This window comes from Pseudomonas sp. SAS7 (assembly GCF_052112345.1).
Lineage (GTDB): Bacteria > Pseudomonadota > Gammaproteobacteria > Pseudomonadales > Pseudomonadaceae > Aquipseudomonas > Aquipseudomonas putida_Q.
This window is the reverse complement of record NZ_JBEGGO010000001.1, coordinates 690,470-707,517: the sequence shown is the minus strand read 5'-3', so window position 1 is coordinate 707,517 and position 17,048 is coordinate 690,470. Positions and strand designations below refer to the sequence as shown.

Annotated in this window: 13 protein-coding genes; all 13 read left to right on the top strand. The window is 59.4% G+C overall.

Annotation, left to right across the window (positions count from 1 at the left end):
* The first annotated feature begins 1 nt into the window (after nucleotide 1).
* The 13 genes from ABI582_RS03135 to ABI582_RS03075 all read left to right on the top strand — a co-directional run bounded on the left by ABI582_RS03135 (nucleotide 2) and on the right by ABI582_RS03075 (nucleotide 17,009).
* Nucleotides 2-247 (top strand): DUF3310 domain-containing protein, encoded by a 246-nt coding sequence (locus ABI582_RS03135; RefSeq protein WP_061203040.1) that lies wholly within the window; start codon nucleotides 2-4, stop codon nucleotides 245-247.
* An 80-nt stretch (nucleotides 248-327) separates the two neighbouring features.
* On the top strand, nucleotides 328-1,299 hold the full coding sequence (locus tag ABI582_RS03130) for a DUF4062 domain-containing protein (protein WP_442118370.1): 972 nt from the start codon (nucleotides 328-330) through the stop codon (nucleotides 1,297-1,299).
* A 472-nt stretch (nucleotides 1,300-1,771) separates the two neighbouring features.
* Nucleotides 1,772-3,346 (top strand): portal protein, encoded by a 1,575-nt coding sequence (locus ABI582_RS03125; RefSeq protein ID WP_442118369.1) that lies wholly within the window; start codon nucleotides 1,772-1,774, stop codon nucleotides 3,344-3,346.
* A gap of 138 nt (nucleotides 3,347-3,484) precedes the next feature.
* Entirely contained in the window at nucleotides 3,485-4,264 is a 780-nt protein-coding gene (locus tag ABI582_RS03120; protein WP_010953253.1) for a capsid assembly protein, read from the top strand.
* A gap of 27 nt (nucleotides 4,265-4,291) precedes the next feature.
* Nucleotides 4,292-4,732 carry a DUF1353 domain-containing protein gene (locus tag ABI582_RS03115; protein WP_442118368.1) on the top strand — a complete coding sequence of 147 codons (441 nt, stop codon included), beginning with the start codon at nucleotides 4,292-4,294 and terminating at the stop codon, nucleotides 4,730-4,732.
* A gap of 13 nt (nucleotides 4,733-4,745) precedes the next feature.
* Nucleotides 4,746-4,946 carry a hypothetical protein gene (locus ABI582_RS03110; protein ID WP_028692652.1) on the top strand — a complete coding sequence of 67 codons (201 nt, stop codon included), beginning with the start codon at nucleotides 4,746-4,748 and terminating at the stop codon, nucleotides 4,944-4,946.
* A gap of 161 nt (nucleotides 4,947-5,107) precedes the next feature.
* On the top strand, nucleotides 5,108-6,076 hold the full coding sequence (locus ABI582_RS03105; RefSeq protein WP_028692651.1) for a phage capsid protein: 969 nt from the start codon (nucleotides 5,108-5,110) through the stop codon (nucleotides 6,074-6,076).
* Nucleotides 6,077-6,137: 61 nt separating this feature from the next.
* Nucleotides 6,138-6,725, top strand: coding sequence for a hypothetical protein (locus ABI582_RS03100; protein ID WP_442118367.1), 588 nt, complete (start codon nucleotides 6,138-6,140; stop codon nucleotides 6,723-6,725).
* 3 nt (nucleotides 6,726-6,728) lie between these two features.
* Nucleotides 6,729-9,074 (top strand): hypothetical protein, encoded by a 2,346-nt coding sequence (locus ABI582_RS03095; protein ID WP_442118366.1) that lies wholly within the window; start codon nucleotides 6,729-6,731, stop codon nucleotides 9,072-9,074.
* The gene (locus ABI582_RS03090) at nucleotides 9,049-9,543 is read left to right on the top strand and encodes a hypothetical protein (RefSeq protein ID WP_155952726.1); all 495 of its coding nucleotides are present in this window, start codon (nucleotides 9,049-9,051) and stop codon (nucleotides 9,541-9,543) included. Before ABI582_RS03095 ends, ABI582_RS03090 begins: the two co-directional genes overlap by 26 nt.
* Complete coding sequence (locus tag ABI582_RS03085) at nucleotides 9,528-10,088, top strand: virion core protein, T7 gp14 family (protein ID WP_442118365.1); 561 nt, start codon at nucleotides 9,528-9,530, stop codon at nucleotides 10,086-10,088. The genes ABI582_RS03090 and ABI582_RS03085 overlap by 16 nt, the downstream gene beginning before the upstream one ends.
* Before the next feature lie 9 nt (nucleotides 10,089-10,097).
* The gene (locus tag ABI582_RS03080) at nucleotides 10,098-12,287 is read left to right on the top strand and encodes a hypothetical protein (protein WP_442118364.1); all 2,190 of its coding nucleotides are present in this window, start codon (nucleotides 10,098-10,100) and stop codon (nucleotides 12,285-12,287) included.
* Nucleotides 12,288-12,299: 12 nt separating this feature from the next.
* On the top strand, nucleotides 12,300-17,009 hold the full coding sequence (locus ABI582_RS03075) for a transglycosylase SLT domain-containing protein (protein ID WP_442118363.1): 4,710 nt from the start codon (nucleotides 12,300-12,302) through the stop codon (nucleotides 17,007-17,009).
* Nucleotides 17,010-17,048: the final 39 nt, after the last annotated feature.

Sequence of the window (17,048 nt, the reverse complement as noted above, 5' to 3'; positions counted from 1 at the left end):
CATGTCCCCAAGCCAAAAAGAATCCTCCACCCAGCTCACTCAGGTGGGGGGCACGCACTACCTTCGCGAAATCCAGCCGTTTGACATCGTCAAAGCGTGGGATTTAGGGTTTTTTCGAGGAAACGTTGTCAAGTATGTTCTCCGGTGTACTGCGAAAAACGAAAAGGAAGATTTGTTGAAGGCGCGACACTACCTAGATCACTGCATCGAAAACTACGATGCGCTCAATGCCTTAGGCGCTTTCTAAGGCCTGAGCTAACCCTTCTCGACTTGCAGGCAGCAGGGCGCTATCGTATTGCCACCTTACCTTGCCTCAAGGGAGATGGCATGCAGAAGCGTTATCAAGTTTTTATTAGCTCAACCTATACCGACTTGAAGGAAGAGCGTGGACAGGTTAGTCAGGTCTTGATGCAGATGGATTGCATCCCTGCTGGGATGGAGTTGTTTCCCGCTACGGATGAAGAACAATTTGAGTTCATAAAAAAAGTAATAGATGACAGCGATTACTACCTTCTGATTATTGGTGGTCGCTACGGTTCTGTTACCGAAGAGGGCGTCAGCTATACAGAAAAAGAATTTGATTACGCTATAAGTCAAGGGATTCCTGTCATTGCCTTGCTCCATGGAAGCGCAAGTTCATTGCCAGTGTCTAAGTCTGAACTTGATCCTGAAATGCGTGAGCGCCTAGAGGCGTTTAGAGCCCGTGCCTCAACGGGGCGGCTAGTGAAGTTTTGGAACACTGGCAGCGAGCTGGCCGGGCAGGTTGCTGTCAGCATGGCGATGACAATGTCCCGATTCCCGCGAGTAGGATGGATTCGAGGATCCAATGCCGCTAGTGAAGATCTTTTGCGCGAAATTAACGATCTCCGTAAGGAGAACGATGCATTAAAGAAGGCAGTTCCTTCATCTGCACAAATTGATTTGACTAAAATTTCACCAGCCGATCTCGATGCAGTTCAGACGATTCGCGGCACATACTGGTCAAACAATGCTAGGCAGAAATGGTCGGCTAATCTGACGTGGCGTGAGGTTTTCTTCTTGATCTCGCCCTATTTGATGAAGCCTACGAATGAAGACACCATCCGTACTCACCTTCACTTGGGGGTGATTGAAAGCAGAGGGATTAATAAGTTACGCAACACGCTAAACGATCAAGACTTTCAAACTGTCGCGATCCAGATGCGGGCCTTGGGGCTTGTTTCGGTCCAGGTCCCCGATAATCCGAACCATTCATCAGTATGGCGCCTGACTCCGAAAGGCGAAGCGCTCATGTTTGAGCTGAGAGTTAAGACTGATTAGCTTCGAAAAACGCGGGCCCATTCGTGGGCCCACAGTAGGATTACTGAGCCGTGAAAACGGAAAGATTCCCCAACGTTCCCCGTGAGCTGCTGGTGGAGCTGGAGAAAAGATTCCCCAACGTCCTGCCTGTAGACCCTCACATCACCATCACCGAAGTGAACATCCGTCAAGGACAGCAAGAAGTCATCCGACTCCTGCGAAGCCGCTTCGACATCCAAAACACTACTGTTCTGGAATCACATTAATGTGTTCGCACTCAAGCACACCTAAGACGACTGTAGCGGCCCCAACGCCTGCCCCAGCCGCACCCACGGTGCAGTCCGCGCCTGCGACAAGCAACACCGCAGAAAGCACCGACACCCAACAGGCTCAGTCCGCAGCGAATGGGCGCAAGTCCCTCCGCATCGACCTGACCCAAGCATCCACCGGGAGTAGCTCTTCGGGGCTGAACATCCCTCTATAACGAGACCCCATGGCGAAGACCGAGCAAGAACCCGAACGGGGCCTTGCCGCAAGTCTTTATGCCAAGCTCGAACCAGACCGCGAGACCTTCCTACAGAGGGCGCGGGACTGTTCCAAATACAGCATCCCCACCCTGATCCCGCCTGCCGGTCACGCAAGTGGCACGAAGTTCTACACCCCATGGCAAGCGGTGGCCGCCCGAGGCGTTAACAACCTCGGAGCAAAATTGCTCATGGCCTTGCTCCCGCCGAACTCCCCCTTCTTCCGCCTGGAAATCGACGAGTTCACCGAAGAGAAGCTGACCAGCAATCCGCAGATGCACGCTGATGTTCAAGCGGGTCTAGCGAAGATTGAGCGCGCGGTGCAAACCGAGATTGAAACCACCGCCATCCGTGTGACTGGTTTTGAGTTGCTCAAGCATTTGATTGTTGGCGGCAACGGCCTTGTGTACCTGCCCCAGCAGGGCGGCATGAAGTTCTACCCCCTTGACCGCTACGTGGTCCGGCGTGACCCAATGGGCAACGTCCTGGACATCGTGGTCAAGGAGGAGGTCTCCCTGGCGGTACTGCCAGAAGAGGCCCGGTCATTAGTCGAGCCTGGCGATGACTCCGGCGACACCCCCCGAGACCATAACAAGAACGTCTCGATCTACACCCACATCACCCTCAAGGGTGAGACCTGGAACGTGTATCAGGAGGTCAAGGGCCAGATTGTTCCCGGCTCCCGAGGCACGTACCCGAAAGACAAGTGCGCCTGGCTCCCGATTCGATTCGTCAAGATCGACGGTGAGAACTATGGCCGCTCCTACGTGGAAGAGTACCTGGGCGACATCAAGTCCCTGGAAGGTCTCTCCCAGGCCATCGTGGAAGGCTCCGCAGCCTCCGCGAAAGTCCTGTTCCTGGTGAACCCCAACGGGGTCACTAGCTCCAGCGAGCTGGCCGAAGCGCCGAACGGCGAATTTGTGGATGGCGTGGCATCTGATGTCCAGGCCCTCCAGCTTCAAAAGTCCGGTGACTTCCGTGTGGCACTGGAGACCATCAACACCATCACTGAGCGCCTTGAGTTCGCCTTCATGCTGAACTCCGCGATTCAGCGGAATGGTGAGCGCGTGACAGCCGAAGAAATCCGGTACATGGCCGGGGAATTGGAAGCCGCCTTGGGCGGTGTCTATTCCATCCTCAGCCAAGAATTCCAGCTTCCGCTAGTCAACCGCATCATGTTCTCGATGCAGCGCCGCAAGAAGCTCCCCGAACTGCCCAAGGGCACCGTTAGCCCCACCATTGTGACGGGTATGGAGGCCCTTGGACGTGGCAATGACCTGACCAAACTGGACCAGTTCATCTCCACCATCATGCAGATTCCTGATGCCGCCTCCCGGATCAACTGGGGCAACTACATGACCCGCAGGGCCACCGCCCTCGGGATCGACACAGACGGCCTGGTGAAGACCGATCAAGAAGTCCAGCAGGAACAACAACAGCAACAGATGCAGCAGGCAATGCAGTCGGGCGTAGCCCCGGCAATGCAGGCCGCTGGTCGCATGATGGAGAAAGGCCAACCCGATGGCAGCCAAGCGCAAAACTAAAGAGCCCGAAGAGGGCGCAGTAACAGAGCCCCTTGTCGAATACTTCGGTGAGGGCGCAGAGCAAGTTCAATTCAACATCAACCCCCAGGCCAAGCGATACCGCGTGTTCGCTAATGGCCGCGTTCTCGAAGACCTTTAATGGAAAGCATCGAAATCGTATCCCCGAACCCGTCTGCCCCCGAAGGGCATGATGAGGCAATGATTGCCGCCATCGACAAGGCCAATGCTGGCCCGGTAGGCGACAACATCACGACCCCTGCTGAAACCGTAGAGCGCCCCGAGGGCTTGCCCGAAGGCTTCGATTCCTGGGACCAACTGGCGAAAGCCTACGCCGACCTCAAGGCACCTGCCCCCGAGACTCCAGCAGCGACCGCAGAGCCCGAACCCTCTACGGCCACCCCGGATGAGGCGAGCAAGGCCCTGGAGTCGAAAGGCTTGGACCTGGATGAGTTCTCCCAGGAGTTCGACCGCACGGGCGCATTGAGTCCCGAAAGCTACGACCGCCTGGCAAAAGCGGGCTATCCGCGTGGCGTGGTCGACCAATATGTGGCGGGCCAGCAGGCTCTGGCAGACCAGCACATCTCCGCAATCAAGGGCGAAGCTGGCGGTGCCGATGAGTACGCAAGCTTGGTCACATGGGCCAAGGCCAATCTGGCACCGGCTCAAATCGAAGCCTTCAACACCGCAGTAAATGGCAGCCTGGAGCAAGCGAAGCTGGCCGTGAACGGCCTCAACGCGCAGTACCGCTCTGCCATTGGCAGCGAGCCAAACCTCATTGGCGGTGGCAAAGCAGCCGCAGCCGATGTCTTCGAATCCACCTCCCAGGTGACTGAGGCGATGAGCGATAAGCGCTACCGCAGTGACCCGGCATACCGTGCCCGAGTCCAGGCCAAGCTCCTCCGTTCCAACGTCTTCTGACGCCTGGCCGCAATAAGAAAAACAACAATGAGCGGCTTCACCGACGAACACTTCTCCATCAAGTGGATGGAGGAAGTGGATGGCGTGGACTACTGGGCATCTTCGCCTTTCCGCTACTGGGCCGGTCCCGAAGGGACTGGCCGGTACGTGGATGTCCCCGCTGGCTTCATCACTGATGGAGCTTCTGTACCCCGTCCGTTCTGGTCACTGATTCCCCCATGGGGCACATACGGCCAGGCGGCAATCGTCCATGACTACCTGTGCGAGACCCTCACCGTCCAACTGGATGGCGTGCCTATTCGCATCACCCGAAAAGAATGCGACCGGATCTTGCTCCAGGCCATGACCGACCTTGGAGTTCCCCTGTGGAAACGCTCCGTAATTTATGGGGCCGTGCGTGCTTACGCATTGGCCGCAAACGTGACCCAGCCGTCCGGCCTGGTCCACCTACCCAACCCACCCCAATAAAAGGAAACACCCCATGAGCTTTCTGAAAACCGTAGCCGTAGACGCTGAGTCGTTCCTGGCAAAAGTCCTGGCAAACCTGGTCTCCGAAGTCGCCGCTGACGGCACTGTGACCAAGGCTGATGCAATCCAGGCGGTGGCATCTGCCGCTGTTTCGACCCTGGCGAGCGCCACCAGCGCCTCCGCTGCATCCGGTGCCGTTGTCGCTGACAACTGATCCACCCGGCCTGGCCCGTAGCCGTTAATACGGGCCGCCTCAGCACCTTGAGAAGCAACAGAAAAGTCCAGCCGCACTGCGCCCCTGCGCGGTGGCAACGCGGGCCTCGGGATTCCTCCCGGCTCGCTCCATCGACTTTTTCTCAAGGATTCACCCCCGCAATGTCTGATGCAAATGTTTCCCGCCTGGGCCAAGCAAACCTGAGCGGCGATGCCAAAGCGCTCTTCTTGAAAGTGTTCTCGGGCGAAGTCCTGACTGCCTTCCAGGAGTCGTGCGTCACCGCTGACAAGCACCTGGTCCGCACCATTACCAGCGGCAAGTCTGCCCAGTTCCCAATCCTGGGCAAAATCTCGGCCCAGTACCACACTCCGGGCGCTGAGATTGCTGGCCTGAGCGTTCCTGCGAACGAGCAAGTTATTACCATCGATGATTTGCTCATCTCGCACGCCTTCATCGCTTCCATCGACGAAGCCATGAACCACTACGATGTCCGTGGTCCGTACTCGACTGAGATGGGCCGCGCTCTGTCGTACACCTACGACAAGCACATCCTGCAACTGGGCGTCCTGGCTGCCCGCGCATCGGCCCCGGTCTCGACCGAAGCTGGTGGCGGTTCGGTAACTGACTCCGCGCTGCTGACCGATACCACTGGCGAAGCCCTGGTAGCTGCACTGTTTGCAGCCGCGCAGAAGCTGGATGAGAAATTCATCCCGGCTGATGAGCGTTACGCCTACCTGACCCCAGCGGCGTACTACATGCTGGCTCAGAACACCAAACTGATGAACTCCCTGTGGGGCGGCCAAGGCAGCTATGCCAAGGGCGAACTGCCACAAGTGGCGGGCATCAACCTGGTGAAAGCTGTCCACGCTCCGTTCGGTTCCAACATCGCCACCGTTGCGAATGGCGGCACCGCGCTGACCGCAGGCACCAGCGACAAGTACGCTGTAGATGCCACCAGCACCGCAGCCCTGGTCATGCACAAGGCCGCTGTGGGCACCGTCAAGCTGATGGACCTGGCGATGGAGTCGGACTACGACATCCGCCGTCAAGGCACGCTCATGGTCGCCAAGTACGCCATGGGCCACGGCATCCTCCGCCCAGCAGCCGCTGTAGAGCTGAAAACCGCCTAACCACCAACCTAGCCTCACTCAAGGACTTCCTTGTGTGGGGCTTTTTTTTCGTGCCTAGAAAATGAAGACACTCGCCCAAACGACCGAGCTAGATGCCGTAAACATCATGCTCAATACCATTGGCGAGTCGCCAGTCAACTCCCTGGATGATGGCCTTCCCGTAGCGGATGCCGCCATCGCCCGCTCAGTCCTCCGCGAAGTCACCATCGACGTGCAATCGCCTGGATGGCAGTTCAACACTGAGCGCAACTACAAGCTGACTCCGGCTCTCCTCACGAAGTACATCACCGTCCCCGGCAACTGCCTGGAGGTCACGCCTAGCGGCAAGAGCGCCACCCTGGATATCACCCTCCGGGGCACGCGCATTTACGACCGCCAGAACCACAGGTATGAGTTCGGCTCCTCGATCACCGTGGATATGGTCGTTCTCCTGGACTTCTCAGAGCTTCCACAATCGGTGCGGCACTACATCACCGTCCGGGCCGCCCGAGTGTTCCAGCAGCGGAATGTGGGCTCCGATGTCCTCAACGGCTTCACCGAGAAGGACGAAACGCGGGCCCTGATCGCCATTCGCAAGTACGACTCGGAGACCGGAGGCTACAACGTGCTGACTGGCAACTACTCCGTCATGCGGGTACTTGACCGATAGCCTATGTCCTTAATCTCATCCTCCATCCCGAACTTCGTTAACGGCGTCTCACAGCAACCATTCACCCTCCGCCTGGCCTCCCAACTGGATGCCCAGGAGAACGGCATCTCGACCGTCTCTGAGGGGCTGATGAAGCGCCCTCCAACCACCCACCTGGCCCGAGTGACAGCCTCCCCATTGGAGTCGGCATTCGTCCACACCATCAACCGCGATGCCAGCGAGCGCTATCAAGTGGCGATCACCAACGGCGGACTCCGTGTATTTGCCATAGACGGCACTGAGCGCACGGTGTCTTTCCCGGATGGAACCGGCTACCTGGCCGCAAGTGACCCGGCAAGCGACTTCACCGCGATCACCGTGGCGGACTACACGTTCATCGTGAACAAGGCCATCACCGTGGCGAACCGTACAGCCGTGAGTGCCACCCGTGGGCCCGAGGCACTCATCAGTGTCATCCAGGGTAACTACGGGCGCACCTACGGGGTCATCCTCAACGGCGTGACCGTGGCTACATACGCGACTCCAGATGGGTCCGATGCCACGAAAACCTCCCTGGCCTCCACGGACTACATCGCCACGGAGCTGGTGGCGGGCATCCAAAGCGCGGGCTTCACATGCGTGCGGGCGGGCTCCTGTCTGTACATCACCAGCACCGCGGACTTCACCATCGACTGTTACGATGGTTTCAACAACAACGCCATGAAGGCGTACAAGAAGGTAGTCCAGTCGTTCTCCACGCTGCCTTCCAACTGCACCCAGGCCGGTGGCTGCCTGTTCGAAATTACCGGCGACCCTGGCGATTCTTCGGACGACTACTACGTCTACTACGATGTCGGTACTGACAGCACTGGCGTATGGCGTGAGTGTGTAGGCCCTGGTGTGGCACTGGGCCTGGACGGCTCAACCATGCCGCACACGCTGGTCCGTAACGCGGACGGCACCTTCACCTTCCAGGCAGCCACCTGGACGGACAGAGTGGCAGGCGATGCGGACACCAACGAAGACCCGTCCTTTGTGGGCCGGACAATCAACGATGTTGTCTTCTACCGGAACCGCCTGGGATTCCTTGCCGATGAGGCCGTGATTTTCTCGGAGTCGGGGAAATACTGGAACTTCTACCGCACCACTGTGACGGAGCTTCTGGACAGCGATCCTATCGACGTGTCCAGCACGTACACCAAAGTCGCGATCCTCAAGCACGCGGTGTCGTTCAACAAGCAACTCCTGCTGTTCTCCGATGAGGTCCAATTCCTGATCGACAACGGGGACACCCTCACGCCCAAAACCATCTCCATCAAGCCGTCCACGGAGTTTGTGTGCAACGCCTTGACCACTCCCCAATCCGTGGGCAAGAACGTGTACTTCGCCTCTGACCGGGAGAACTGGACGGCCATCCGGGAATACTTCACGGACACCAACGATGTCTCCAACGACTCCACGGACGTGGCTTCGCATGTTCCCCAGTACATCCCTTCGGGCGTGTTCAAGATCGCCTCATCCAGTTCTGAGGATATGTTGTGCGTCCTCACCACCGGGGACCGCCATTCGATCTACGTGTACAAGTTCTATTGGGACGGTGACACGAAGGTGCAAAGCTCCTGGAGCAAGTGGACCTTCCCGGACACCGATACCATCCTGAGCGCGGAGTTCCTGGACTCCGAAGTGTTCCTGGCGATCAACCGCGCCGATGGCTTGTACTTCGAAAAGCTCACTGTAGCCACGGACAGCCTGGGCACCAATGAGCCGTATCTGGTTCACCTGGACCGAAAGCAGTACGTCACGAAAGACACCCTGCGTTACGCGGATGGCTACACCACCATCCCGCATTCGTGGGCTATGGATGACGGCACGTACATGGCCGTGACCGCCACCGGGCAGACCCTCAAGCCTGGCGTGGTCGCTGAAATTGTGTGGGATGGGACAACAGCGAAGGTGAAGGGGAATTACACCTCCTCGGACCTTATCGTCGGTCGGCGGTACGTGTTCAGCTTCCAGCTAAGCACCATCACCGTGAAGACCCAAAGCGCAGGCGGGGGCACCAAGAGCGACACCGAAGGCCGCCTTCAGCTTCGCAAGGCGTCCGTGAACTTTGCCAGCACCGGGTACTTCCAGGTGAAGGTGACGCCACGTTACCGGGACACTTACACCTATACCTACTCGGGCAAAGTACTGGGCACCCCAAGCGCCACATTAGGACAGGCAGAGCTAAGCACCGGCAAGTTCACGTTCCCCATCATGACGCAGAACACGGACGCCACCATCGTTATTCAGAACGACTCCCCGATGCCTTCGGCCTTCCTGAGCGCGGACTGGGAGGGCTTCTTTGTCAAACGCAGCCAGGCTGTCTGAGGTCGCGTGGGTACTTGAGACGACACCGACACACTGCCATGAGCTGGCCGCCAACATGCGGGAGGAGGACCGGGACGAAATCTGGAAGTCCTCCCGCCTGCAACCCCTGGAAGCATTGCTCCTTGGGCAGATGGATTCCCTGCGCACTTGGACCTTCCTGGTTCATGGACGTGTGGTCGCCATCTTCGGTGTGGCTCCGCTGACAGATATGGTCGGCGCTCCCTGGATGCTCGCTTCCCCTGAGCTTCCGCAAGCCCGCAAGACATTCCTGGCTCACTGCCGGGACTACATCAACCAAATGCACGAACTCCGTCCGGTCCTCATGAACCGGGCGTGGACGGGCAACCCTGTTCATCTCCTGTGGCTCCGCTGGCTGGGCTTTGAGTTCTGCGACCCGGAACCCTTTGGCCCCGATGGCGAAGCCTTCCAGGAATTCCAGAAGGTCCAATTCCCATGTGTACCATCGTAGCAGCAGCGTGGGCCGCAACGGCCATCGCAGCGGCTGGCACCACCGCGTCCGTGGTCCAGCAGAACCAGCAAGCGAAATCGACCGCAGCCTATGAAGAGCAGCAGTCTGAGAACGACTTGAAGGCGTATCAGGACAACCAAGCGCAGACCGGGTATGCGAACGAGCAAGCCCGCCAGTCTGCATCTCAGCAGGAATACCAGAACAACCTCAAGGCCCGAGCGGCTATGTCCACCGCGCGCGCCCAGGCGAGTGAAGCGGGCGTAGAGGGCAACTCTGTGGATGCGCTCCTGGCCGACCTCTCGGCTCAGCGCGACAACTACAACCAATCCGTAGAGCAGAACTACAGCACGACCGTAGCGAACAACAACACCCAGCTACAGAACAACTACTACGACACCCAAAGCGCGCTCAACTCCCTCCGCTCTGTGGACTCCCCGAACTACCTGGAAGCGGCCAGCCGCCTCGGCTCCAGCGCTCTCGGGGCCTACAGCACCCAACTCCGGGCCAACTCCGGCTCAACCACCGTCACCCCTAATGGCTCATAAGGAGGCCCCATGCGCGGACAAGTGAACTATGACCCTGGCGTCCAGGGCATGGAACAAGTAAACCCAATCGCCTTCCAGCCAGTCCGGGCACACCTGGATGACACGGCTGGATTGAAGGCGAACCAGTTGGCCCAGGCACTGGGCTCCTCAGCGATCCCCCAGGCGCTCCAGCAGTTTGGCTCCGCTGAGGACCAGCAGGAGCGGCAGAAGGCCCAGGACACAGCCGACTCCATGACCGTGGGCGAGCTGGGCCAGAAGATCAAAGACGGCTCTATCCTGGCCTCCCAGTCCCCAGCCTTCCAGGGCACGCTCCAGCACATCTACGGTGAGAACCTGATGCAAGGCATGGAGCGGGACACCATGTCGAAAATTCAGACTGGCGAACTCCAGTTCACCGACCCGCAGCAGGTGGACGAGTACCTCACGAAGAGCCGCAATGAGGCACTTGAGGGGCAGAACCAGTTTGCCGTGGCGGGCTTCGACAAGGGCTATAACGCCTTCCGCATGAACGTGTTCGACACGAACGCACGGACGATGAACGCCAAGGCCATCACCGAGGGCATCCAGCAGTCCAGCGACAACCTCATGAACGTGGTCGGGGATGTCACTGGGAGCCAGTTCAACGGCACCACTGACCAAGCCGCCCAGGCCATCGCCAGTCGATTCAACCTTCTGTCGTCCACCTCGCTACTCCGGGACGATGCCCGCAAGACCACCTTGAACAACACGCTGGTCCAGATCGCGCAGACCGGGAACAAGTCCCTGGTGGATGCGCTCCTGGCTCAGAAGTTGTCATCCGGTGCCACTGTGGCGTCCACGCTGGGCGGCACCACCGCTGCCGAAGTGAGCCTCCACGCGCAGAGCATGGATGACCAGAACCAGCGCAAGCGTGTGGATGATGAGATTCGCCCGTTCCTGACCCAAGCGGATGCCGGTGAACTGGACCAGAAGGGCTTCAATGACTGGGCGCAGAAGAACGAACGATGGGTCACAGCCAGCACCTGGAACGCTGTCATCAACCATAGCCAGTCTCAGTTGAATCAGCGGCAGAACAACATCAACCGCTTCCAGCTCCTGTCCACCGCCCAGCAGTCCATGGCGAACGCCCAGCAATCCACGCGGGTAGCCATCGACCAAGGCAACCTGGCGTACCTCCAGCCCCAGCAGGTGATGAGCCCCGAAGGCAAGATGAAGGCTTTCGAGACCGAGCAGTACGCCCAGCAGTACATGGCAAACCGTGTCCAGCAGGAGCAGATGCCGTTCGACAAGCAGGTGCAGTTCTACTCCACGAACAAGGTGGATAACCCGCAGTGGAAGAGCATTCTCCAGTCGGGTCTCACCAACCTGGCGTCCCTCGGCTGGACCCCGGACGGGAAGCAGCAGGGCCAGCTAAACCAGCAGGGCCAGGGCGCAATCGACACCTTCAACCACATCAACGCGGTGAACCCCGCTTACGCCCAGCAGCTTGCCGGTGGGGCATACCAGAAGCTCTCCGACATCCAGTTCCTGATGGAGAAGGGCGGATTCCCCGATGCCAACTCAGCGGCATCCCTGGTCTATCAGGGCGGCAACTCCGGTGTCACCGAGGCCGATATGGGGGCCATGAAGGCCAACGTAGCGAGCGCTGTGAATGACGTGGTGAACCCCGGCTTCCTATCTCGCTCCGTCCACTGGGCTGAGGGGCTTTGGGGCAATGACCAGACGAACCTCACGGCAGTCCAGGCGGACATCCGGCGAAGGTCGGAACTCCTCCTCAAGTCCGGCCAGGTGCCCGATGCGGCCAGCGCAGTGAAGGCCACCGTGCAGTATCTGCAAGACCCGAATGTCTCCACGAACATCAACAACACCCTGTACCTGAATAAAGACCTACCTCAAGTCCCCAAGGGAGAAGACCGGGGGAAGTGGGTAGAGCGCTTCATTGACGAGGTGCCAGGGAAGGTCGCGTATGACCAAGACATCGGCAAGGGGAACATCCGCATGGAGCCCAATGACCGAGGCGGTTACACCATGTGGACCGGGGGAGTGCCCCTCACAGACGTGAATCACCAAGTCCTCAACTACTCCCGCCAACAGGTGGAGAAGTGGATCGGCAACACCTACGCCGCAGACCTCAAGGCCAAGACAGCCGCAGCTAATGCAGAACATGCCGCCGAAGTGCAGCGTGCGCTGAATCCTATTGACCCGCAGTACCTCCAATAACAAAGGTAAGTAATGACTCAAATTTCTCTGGAAGATGCCCGGAAAATCACTGATTCGACCGAGCAACAATATGGCCTCCCTCAAGGGACGCTGTTCAAAATGAGCGGTGAGGAATCATCGTTCAACCTCGATGCCGAAAGCGGCAAGGGCGCCGAAGGTCCGTTCCAACTGATGCCCGCCACTCAAAAGGCATACGGCGTCACTGACCCCCACGACTACACCCAGGCCGCTGATGCCGCTGGGCGCTACATGCGGGACAGCCTGGCTAAGTACAACGGCAACATGAATATGGCCCTGGCCGACTACAACGGCGGCCCTCGGGCTGCCAAAGCGCTGGCCGCAGGGAGTCCCTGGCCGGAAACACGGGACTACCTGAGCAAGTTCAACGGCACCGCCCCCGCAGCAGGGCAGACCCCCTCGGGAAAGCCTGACCCCCTGTCCTCCGCTTTCACCTCCGGCGATTCGGTCAACCCGGATCAGAGCGCTTCCGCCTCGGACCTGGTGCAGATGCAGGCCCAGCAGCGGGCAGAGAACGGGGGGCTCATCAACAACGTAGAGAATATCCCCCAAGCTCTGGCCCTGGGCTTCGCCTCGGACAACTCCGTGGTGAACTGGTGGCGGGACAGGGGCACCCAATCGACGGACTGGAATTTCTCCTGGGACAACGACAAGGCTGGCAAGTACCTGGAGGGCATTCCCGAGAAGAACTGGGACTACATCCTCCAGGCCACAAGTGACTCCGATGCCGACTTCCGGCGCTCCCGTATGCAGCAGTCCATGCAGGATGAGCAGAAGCTGTCTGAAATGGGAGTCGCAGGCTTCGGGAGCCGTTTAGTCGGCGGTCTGGTGGATTTGCCCACGCTCATCGGATTTGTCCCCGGTATGGGCGGCGAAGGCTTACTCACGGCTGGCTCACGGATTGCCAACGCAGTCCGCATGGGCGTGGTCGGGGCTGGGACCAACGTGGGCTATGACGTGCTGATGAACCGATACAACCCGCTCCGCACGGATGACGACTTGTACATCTCCGCTGCGATGGGCCTTGGCCTCGGGGCCATTGGCGGTAGCCTCGCTCACGTAGAGGGGCCGCTGGCTGAGGAAAACGCCCGCCTGGCCCAGTGGGGCCGCCAGGAGTCCGGCAAGGCGCAAATCAAGGAGCTTACCGATTCGGGCCTCATGCGCCCCGGTGAAGGCGCGCTGAGCCAGCCTGAGTTTCTCCGCAGGTTCGGCCACGACGTGGACACGAAGAATACCCCTGGCAACGCCATTATCTGGCGGACTGAGGACGGAGGCTCCGCCCGCATCCACTCGCCGGGGGAGGAACCCAAGACCGTGGACTTGCCGCCCGAGGAGCCACGGGCACCAGAGGAACCACCGGCAGCGGGTGAGCCACGTGATGAGCCGCAGGAACCATCAGTGGGTACACCTGGGCGCAAGCAGCCTTGGAGCGAAGAGTGGGACACCCCCCGCTACGAAGCCAGTGGCGGCCGGGATGACAACCTGATCCTCCCCAGTGGCGTCAACCGCGTGAGCCAGTTGGCCGATTACGTCCGGGCGTACTCAAAGAACCCCGAGACGGTCAAAGTGCTGAACCGTGTTCTCAAGGCTGTGGACCTCCGCAAGATGAACTTCAAGGTCATCGAAAAGGGCCAGAAGTTTGGCAATGCGGCGATGGACGCGGTAATTAAAACTGCTAAGGGCGCGGTTCTCACCCCGCACCAGTCCACCGGGGATGGCATTCAAATGTTCCTCCGGGGCCATTCCTACATGAGCCCCACCGGGCGTCTGTCGGACCTGTCCGGCCTGAATGAAGAAACCTTCGTGCATGAGCTGGTCCACGCAGCCACCGTGTACAAGATGCACGCCACCAGCGACCGCCTGATGTCCACGGACCCGCAGATCAGCAAGGCCACTACGGACCTCAGCACGCTGCACGGCTCGATGCTCAAGGCTGCGCAGAGTGAGTTCGGGGAACACTGGAAGAGCGCTCTGGAGGGTCGCCTGGGGATTAACCTGGACAACCCCAAGGAAATGATCGCCTACGGACTGACTAATGCCCGGTTCCAGCAGTGGCTCAAGGAGAAGGCCCTTCCAGGCAAGCCCGATGCTTCCTTGTGGGACCGCTTTGTCGGTGGCCTTCGAAAGTTGCTAGGAATCGGCAAAAACGAACACAACGCCCTGTCCCGCCTGGTGGAGCTGGCGAACCCACTTACCCGCCCAGGAGGCGTGTCCAGGACGGTGCGCAGTCCCGCATTGGAAGGCAGCGTGGATGCTCAGGCCGCGAAGGCTGCGCACATCCCCGAAGTGTTCGGCTGGGGCCTCGGCCTGGAAAACAAGCTTGGCAAAGCTGACTCTCCAACTGCAGTCCGTGCGCTGGCCGCCAAGCTCTTCGGCACGTCCATTGGCTACAAGGACCATTCCGTGGTCGGGCCCAATGCCTGGGACGACACCACGAAGTGGGCAGAAGGCTGGGCCACGCAGATGAAGAAAGCCTCGCTCCCGCAGTTCCAGAAGTGGTTCCAGGCCAACGGCTTCAAGTGGCACCAGAAGGCTGAGGCATTTGACCACTTCGGTAGCCTGGTGTCGGACTTCATCCGGGGCCGGGATGCTGACTTCCCTGATGAGGTAGTGCGTGCTGGTGAGACCATCCGAAAGACCCTGGACCATGTGGCGGACTACATCAACAACCCGCTCAAGGATGAAGGGCGGATCAAGCTGGGCCTGACTGAAACGGAAATCCGTGACTCCGACACGGGCGCTACCTCCGTGGTCGGCACCCTGGAAAAGAACCCGAACTACCTCCCGCGAAAGCATGACGTGAACAAGTGGAACTCCATGGTCAACACCTGGGGCCACGAAGCTGTCACTGGCTGGTGGGCTAGGGCGTATCAGGGAGCCCGTGAGGGCATCTCGGATGAGGCCGCCAATCGCTGGGCGAAGTGGTACGTTCGGACTGTCGAAGAGGCCCATGCGAACCGCACGCAGGACGCGATGGGTTCCATGATGATGGGCACCGACCGGGAAGCCTTGAAGCACTCGCTGATGCTCAATGGCGGTTACTCCGAAGAGGAGGCCGTCCGGGTCATGGACGATATGCTGCCCACGAAGGGGACTGATGCGGGGCGTACTGCCGCAAGCCTCAAGAACCGGAACTCCGTGAACGAGCTGCACACCGAGACCTGGACAGGTGCCGATGGGACGAAGAGCGCTGTTTCTCTCAACGACTTCATCCACACCAACGCCTTCGAAGTAGTGGAGCCGTACCTGCGCCGTATGGCAGGGAGTGTGGCCCTTGCAAAACACCTGGACGTGTACAAGGGGCAGGACATCGAAAAGGCCATCATGGCCGCCACGGAGAACAAGTTCGGGGAAGGGATGCGCCCAGGCGCGAACGTGGCCGGTATGCGAAAGGACTTGAAGTTCGCCTTTGATCGCATCCAGGGCCTCCCAATGGAGGAGTTCTCCACGCTCAACAAGAGCCTGGAAATGTGGCGTAACTTCAACGTCATCCGCCTCATGGGCGGGGCGGTATGGAACCAAGTCTCCGAGCTGTCGCAGATCACTGGGTCCATGGGATGGAAGGCCACGCTCCAGGCCGTGCCCACTCTCCGAGCATTGCGCCGTGACATCGCCACCGGCAAAGCCCCTGATGACCTCCTGGACCACCTGGAGAACACAATCGGAGGTGCCGGGGCTGACTACGTGGCCCGCCTGAATTTCAGCGCCAAGGACGATTGGGTTCGCCATAACGGTGACACCGCGTTCAACCGCAAGCTGGATGCCGTGGACAACGGGCTACGCAAGGTCGCCAAAGGCGTCCTGGACTACACCGGCATGACACCGCTTATGATCCAGCAGAAGCGCATCCACGCTATCGCCCTGGTGAATCACTGGGTCAATCACGCCAATGGTGCGGCGTCCAAGCTCCTCACCGATGACCGACTGGCCTGGATGGGGATGAGCATAGAGCAAGCGAACGGCGTTCTGGCGGACCTCAAGAAGTACAGCACTCCCCGGAATGGTGCCTTCGGGCCTTCCCATAAGCTGGACTTCGGGGCCTGGGTTAAGGACTCCCCTGAGAACTACTCCAGGTTCATGACTGCGATGCATCGTGAGTCTCGCCGTGTCATCCAGGAGAACGACCTTAGCTCCATGATTCCACTCATGGGGACCACACTAGGAAAAGCCATGTTCCAGTTCATGGCCTTCACCATGCACGGCTGGAACAAGTCCATGCTCTTCGCCGCGAACCACCGGGACTGGGCCACGTTGTCCACTGTCCTGCACGGGGGATTCCTGGCGAGCCTGACCTACATGGGCCGAACCATGCTGGATTCCATGGGGATGAATGAGGAGAACCGCCAGAAGTTCCTGGACCAGCGTATGGCCCCCGGCCAGATCGTGGCCAACAGCTTCGGCAAAATTTCCCAGGCTTCTCTTCTGCCAAACCTCTATGACACGGTGTCTCCGTACCCGCTGTTCTCGGGGATGCGGACCACTAGCGACCTGTCCAGCTTTGTCTCCAACCCAACCTATCAGGCCATCAACGGCCTCATCTCCATGAAGAAGCTCGTCAAGAACGGGCTCTCTGATGACTCCCAAACGTCCGCTTCGGACATCAAGAACTGGGCTCGCCTCCTGCCGCTGAACAACGTAGCGCCCGTTAGCACCATGTTGAACATGATCGCCAACGACTACCCAACCGGCTCGAAGCAGCACTGACATAACCACCTCAACGGGAACCCCGGCTTCGGCTGGGGT

What these genes read in the sequence shown, in the direction of transcription:
- ABI582_RS03125 (WP_442118369.1), top strand. Translation starts at nt 1,772, where the DNA reads ATGGCGAAGACCGAGCAAGAACCCGAACGGGGCCTTGCCGCAAGTCTT.
- ABI582_RS03110 (WP_028692652.1), top strand. Translation starts at nt 4,746, where the DNA reads ATGAGCTTTCTGAAAACCGTAGCCGTAGACGCTGAGTCGTTCCTGGCA.
- ABI582_RS03075 (WP_442118363.1), top strand. Translation starts at nt 12,300, where the DNA reads ATGACTCAAATTTCTCTGGAAGATGCCCGGAAAATCACTGATTCGACC.
- ABI582_RS03130 (WP_442118370.1), top strand. Translation starts at nt 328, where the DNA reads ATGCAGAAGCGTTATCAAGTTTTTATTAGCTCAACCTATACCGACTTG.
- ABI582_RS03105 (WP_028692651.1), top strand. Translation starts at nt 5,108, where the DNA reads ATGTCTGATGCAAATGTTTCCCGCCTGGGCCAAGCAAACCTGAGCGGC.
- ABI582_RS03115 (WP_442118368.1), top strand. Translation starts at nt 4,292, where the DNA reads ATGAGCGGCTTCACCGACGAACACTTCTCCATCAAGTGGATGGAGGAA.
- ABI582_RS03095 (WP_442118366.1), top strand. Translation starts at nt 6,729, where the DNA reads ATGTCCTTAATCTCATCCTCCATCCCGAACTTCGTTAACGGCGTCTCA.
- ABI582_RS03080 (WP_442118364.1), top strand. Translation starts at nt 10,098, where the DNA reads ATGCGCGGACAAGTGAACTATGACCCTGGCGTCCAGGGCATGGAACAA.
- ABI582_RS03100 (WP_442118367.1), top strand. Translation starts at nt 6,138, where the DNA reads ATGAAGACACTCGCCCAAACGACCGAGCTAGATGCCGTAAACATCATG.
- ABI582_RS03135 (WP_061203040.1), top strand. Translation starts at nt 2, where the DNA reads ATGTCCCCAAGCCAAAAAGAATCCTCCACCCAGCTCACTCAGGTGGGG.
- ABI582_RS03085 (WP_442118365.1), top strand. Translation starts at nt 9,528, where the DNA reads ATGTGTACCATCGTAGCAGCAGCGTGGGCCGCAACGGCCATCGCAGCG.
- ABI582_RS03120 (WP_010953253.1), top strand. Translation starts at nt 3,485, where the DNA reads ATGGAAAGCATCGAAATCGTATCCCCGAACCCGTCTGCCCCCGAAGGG.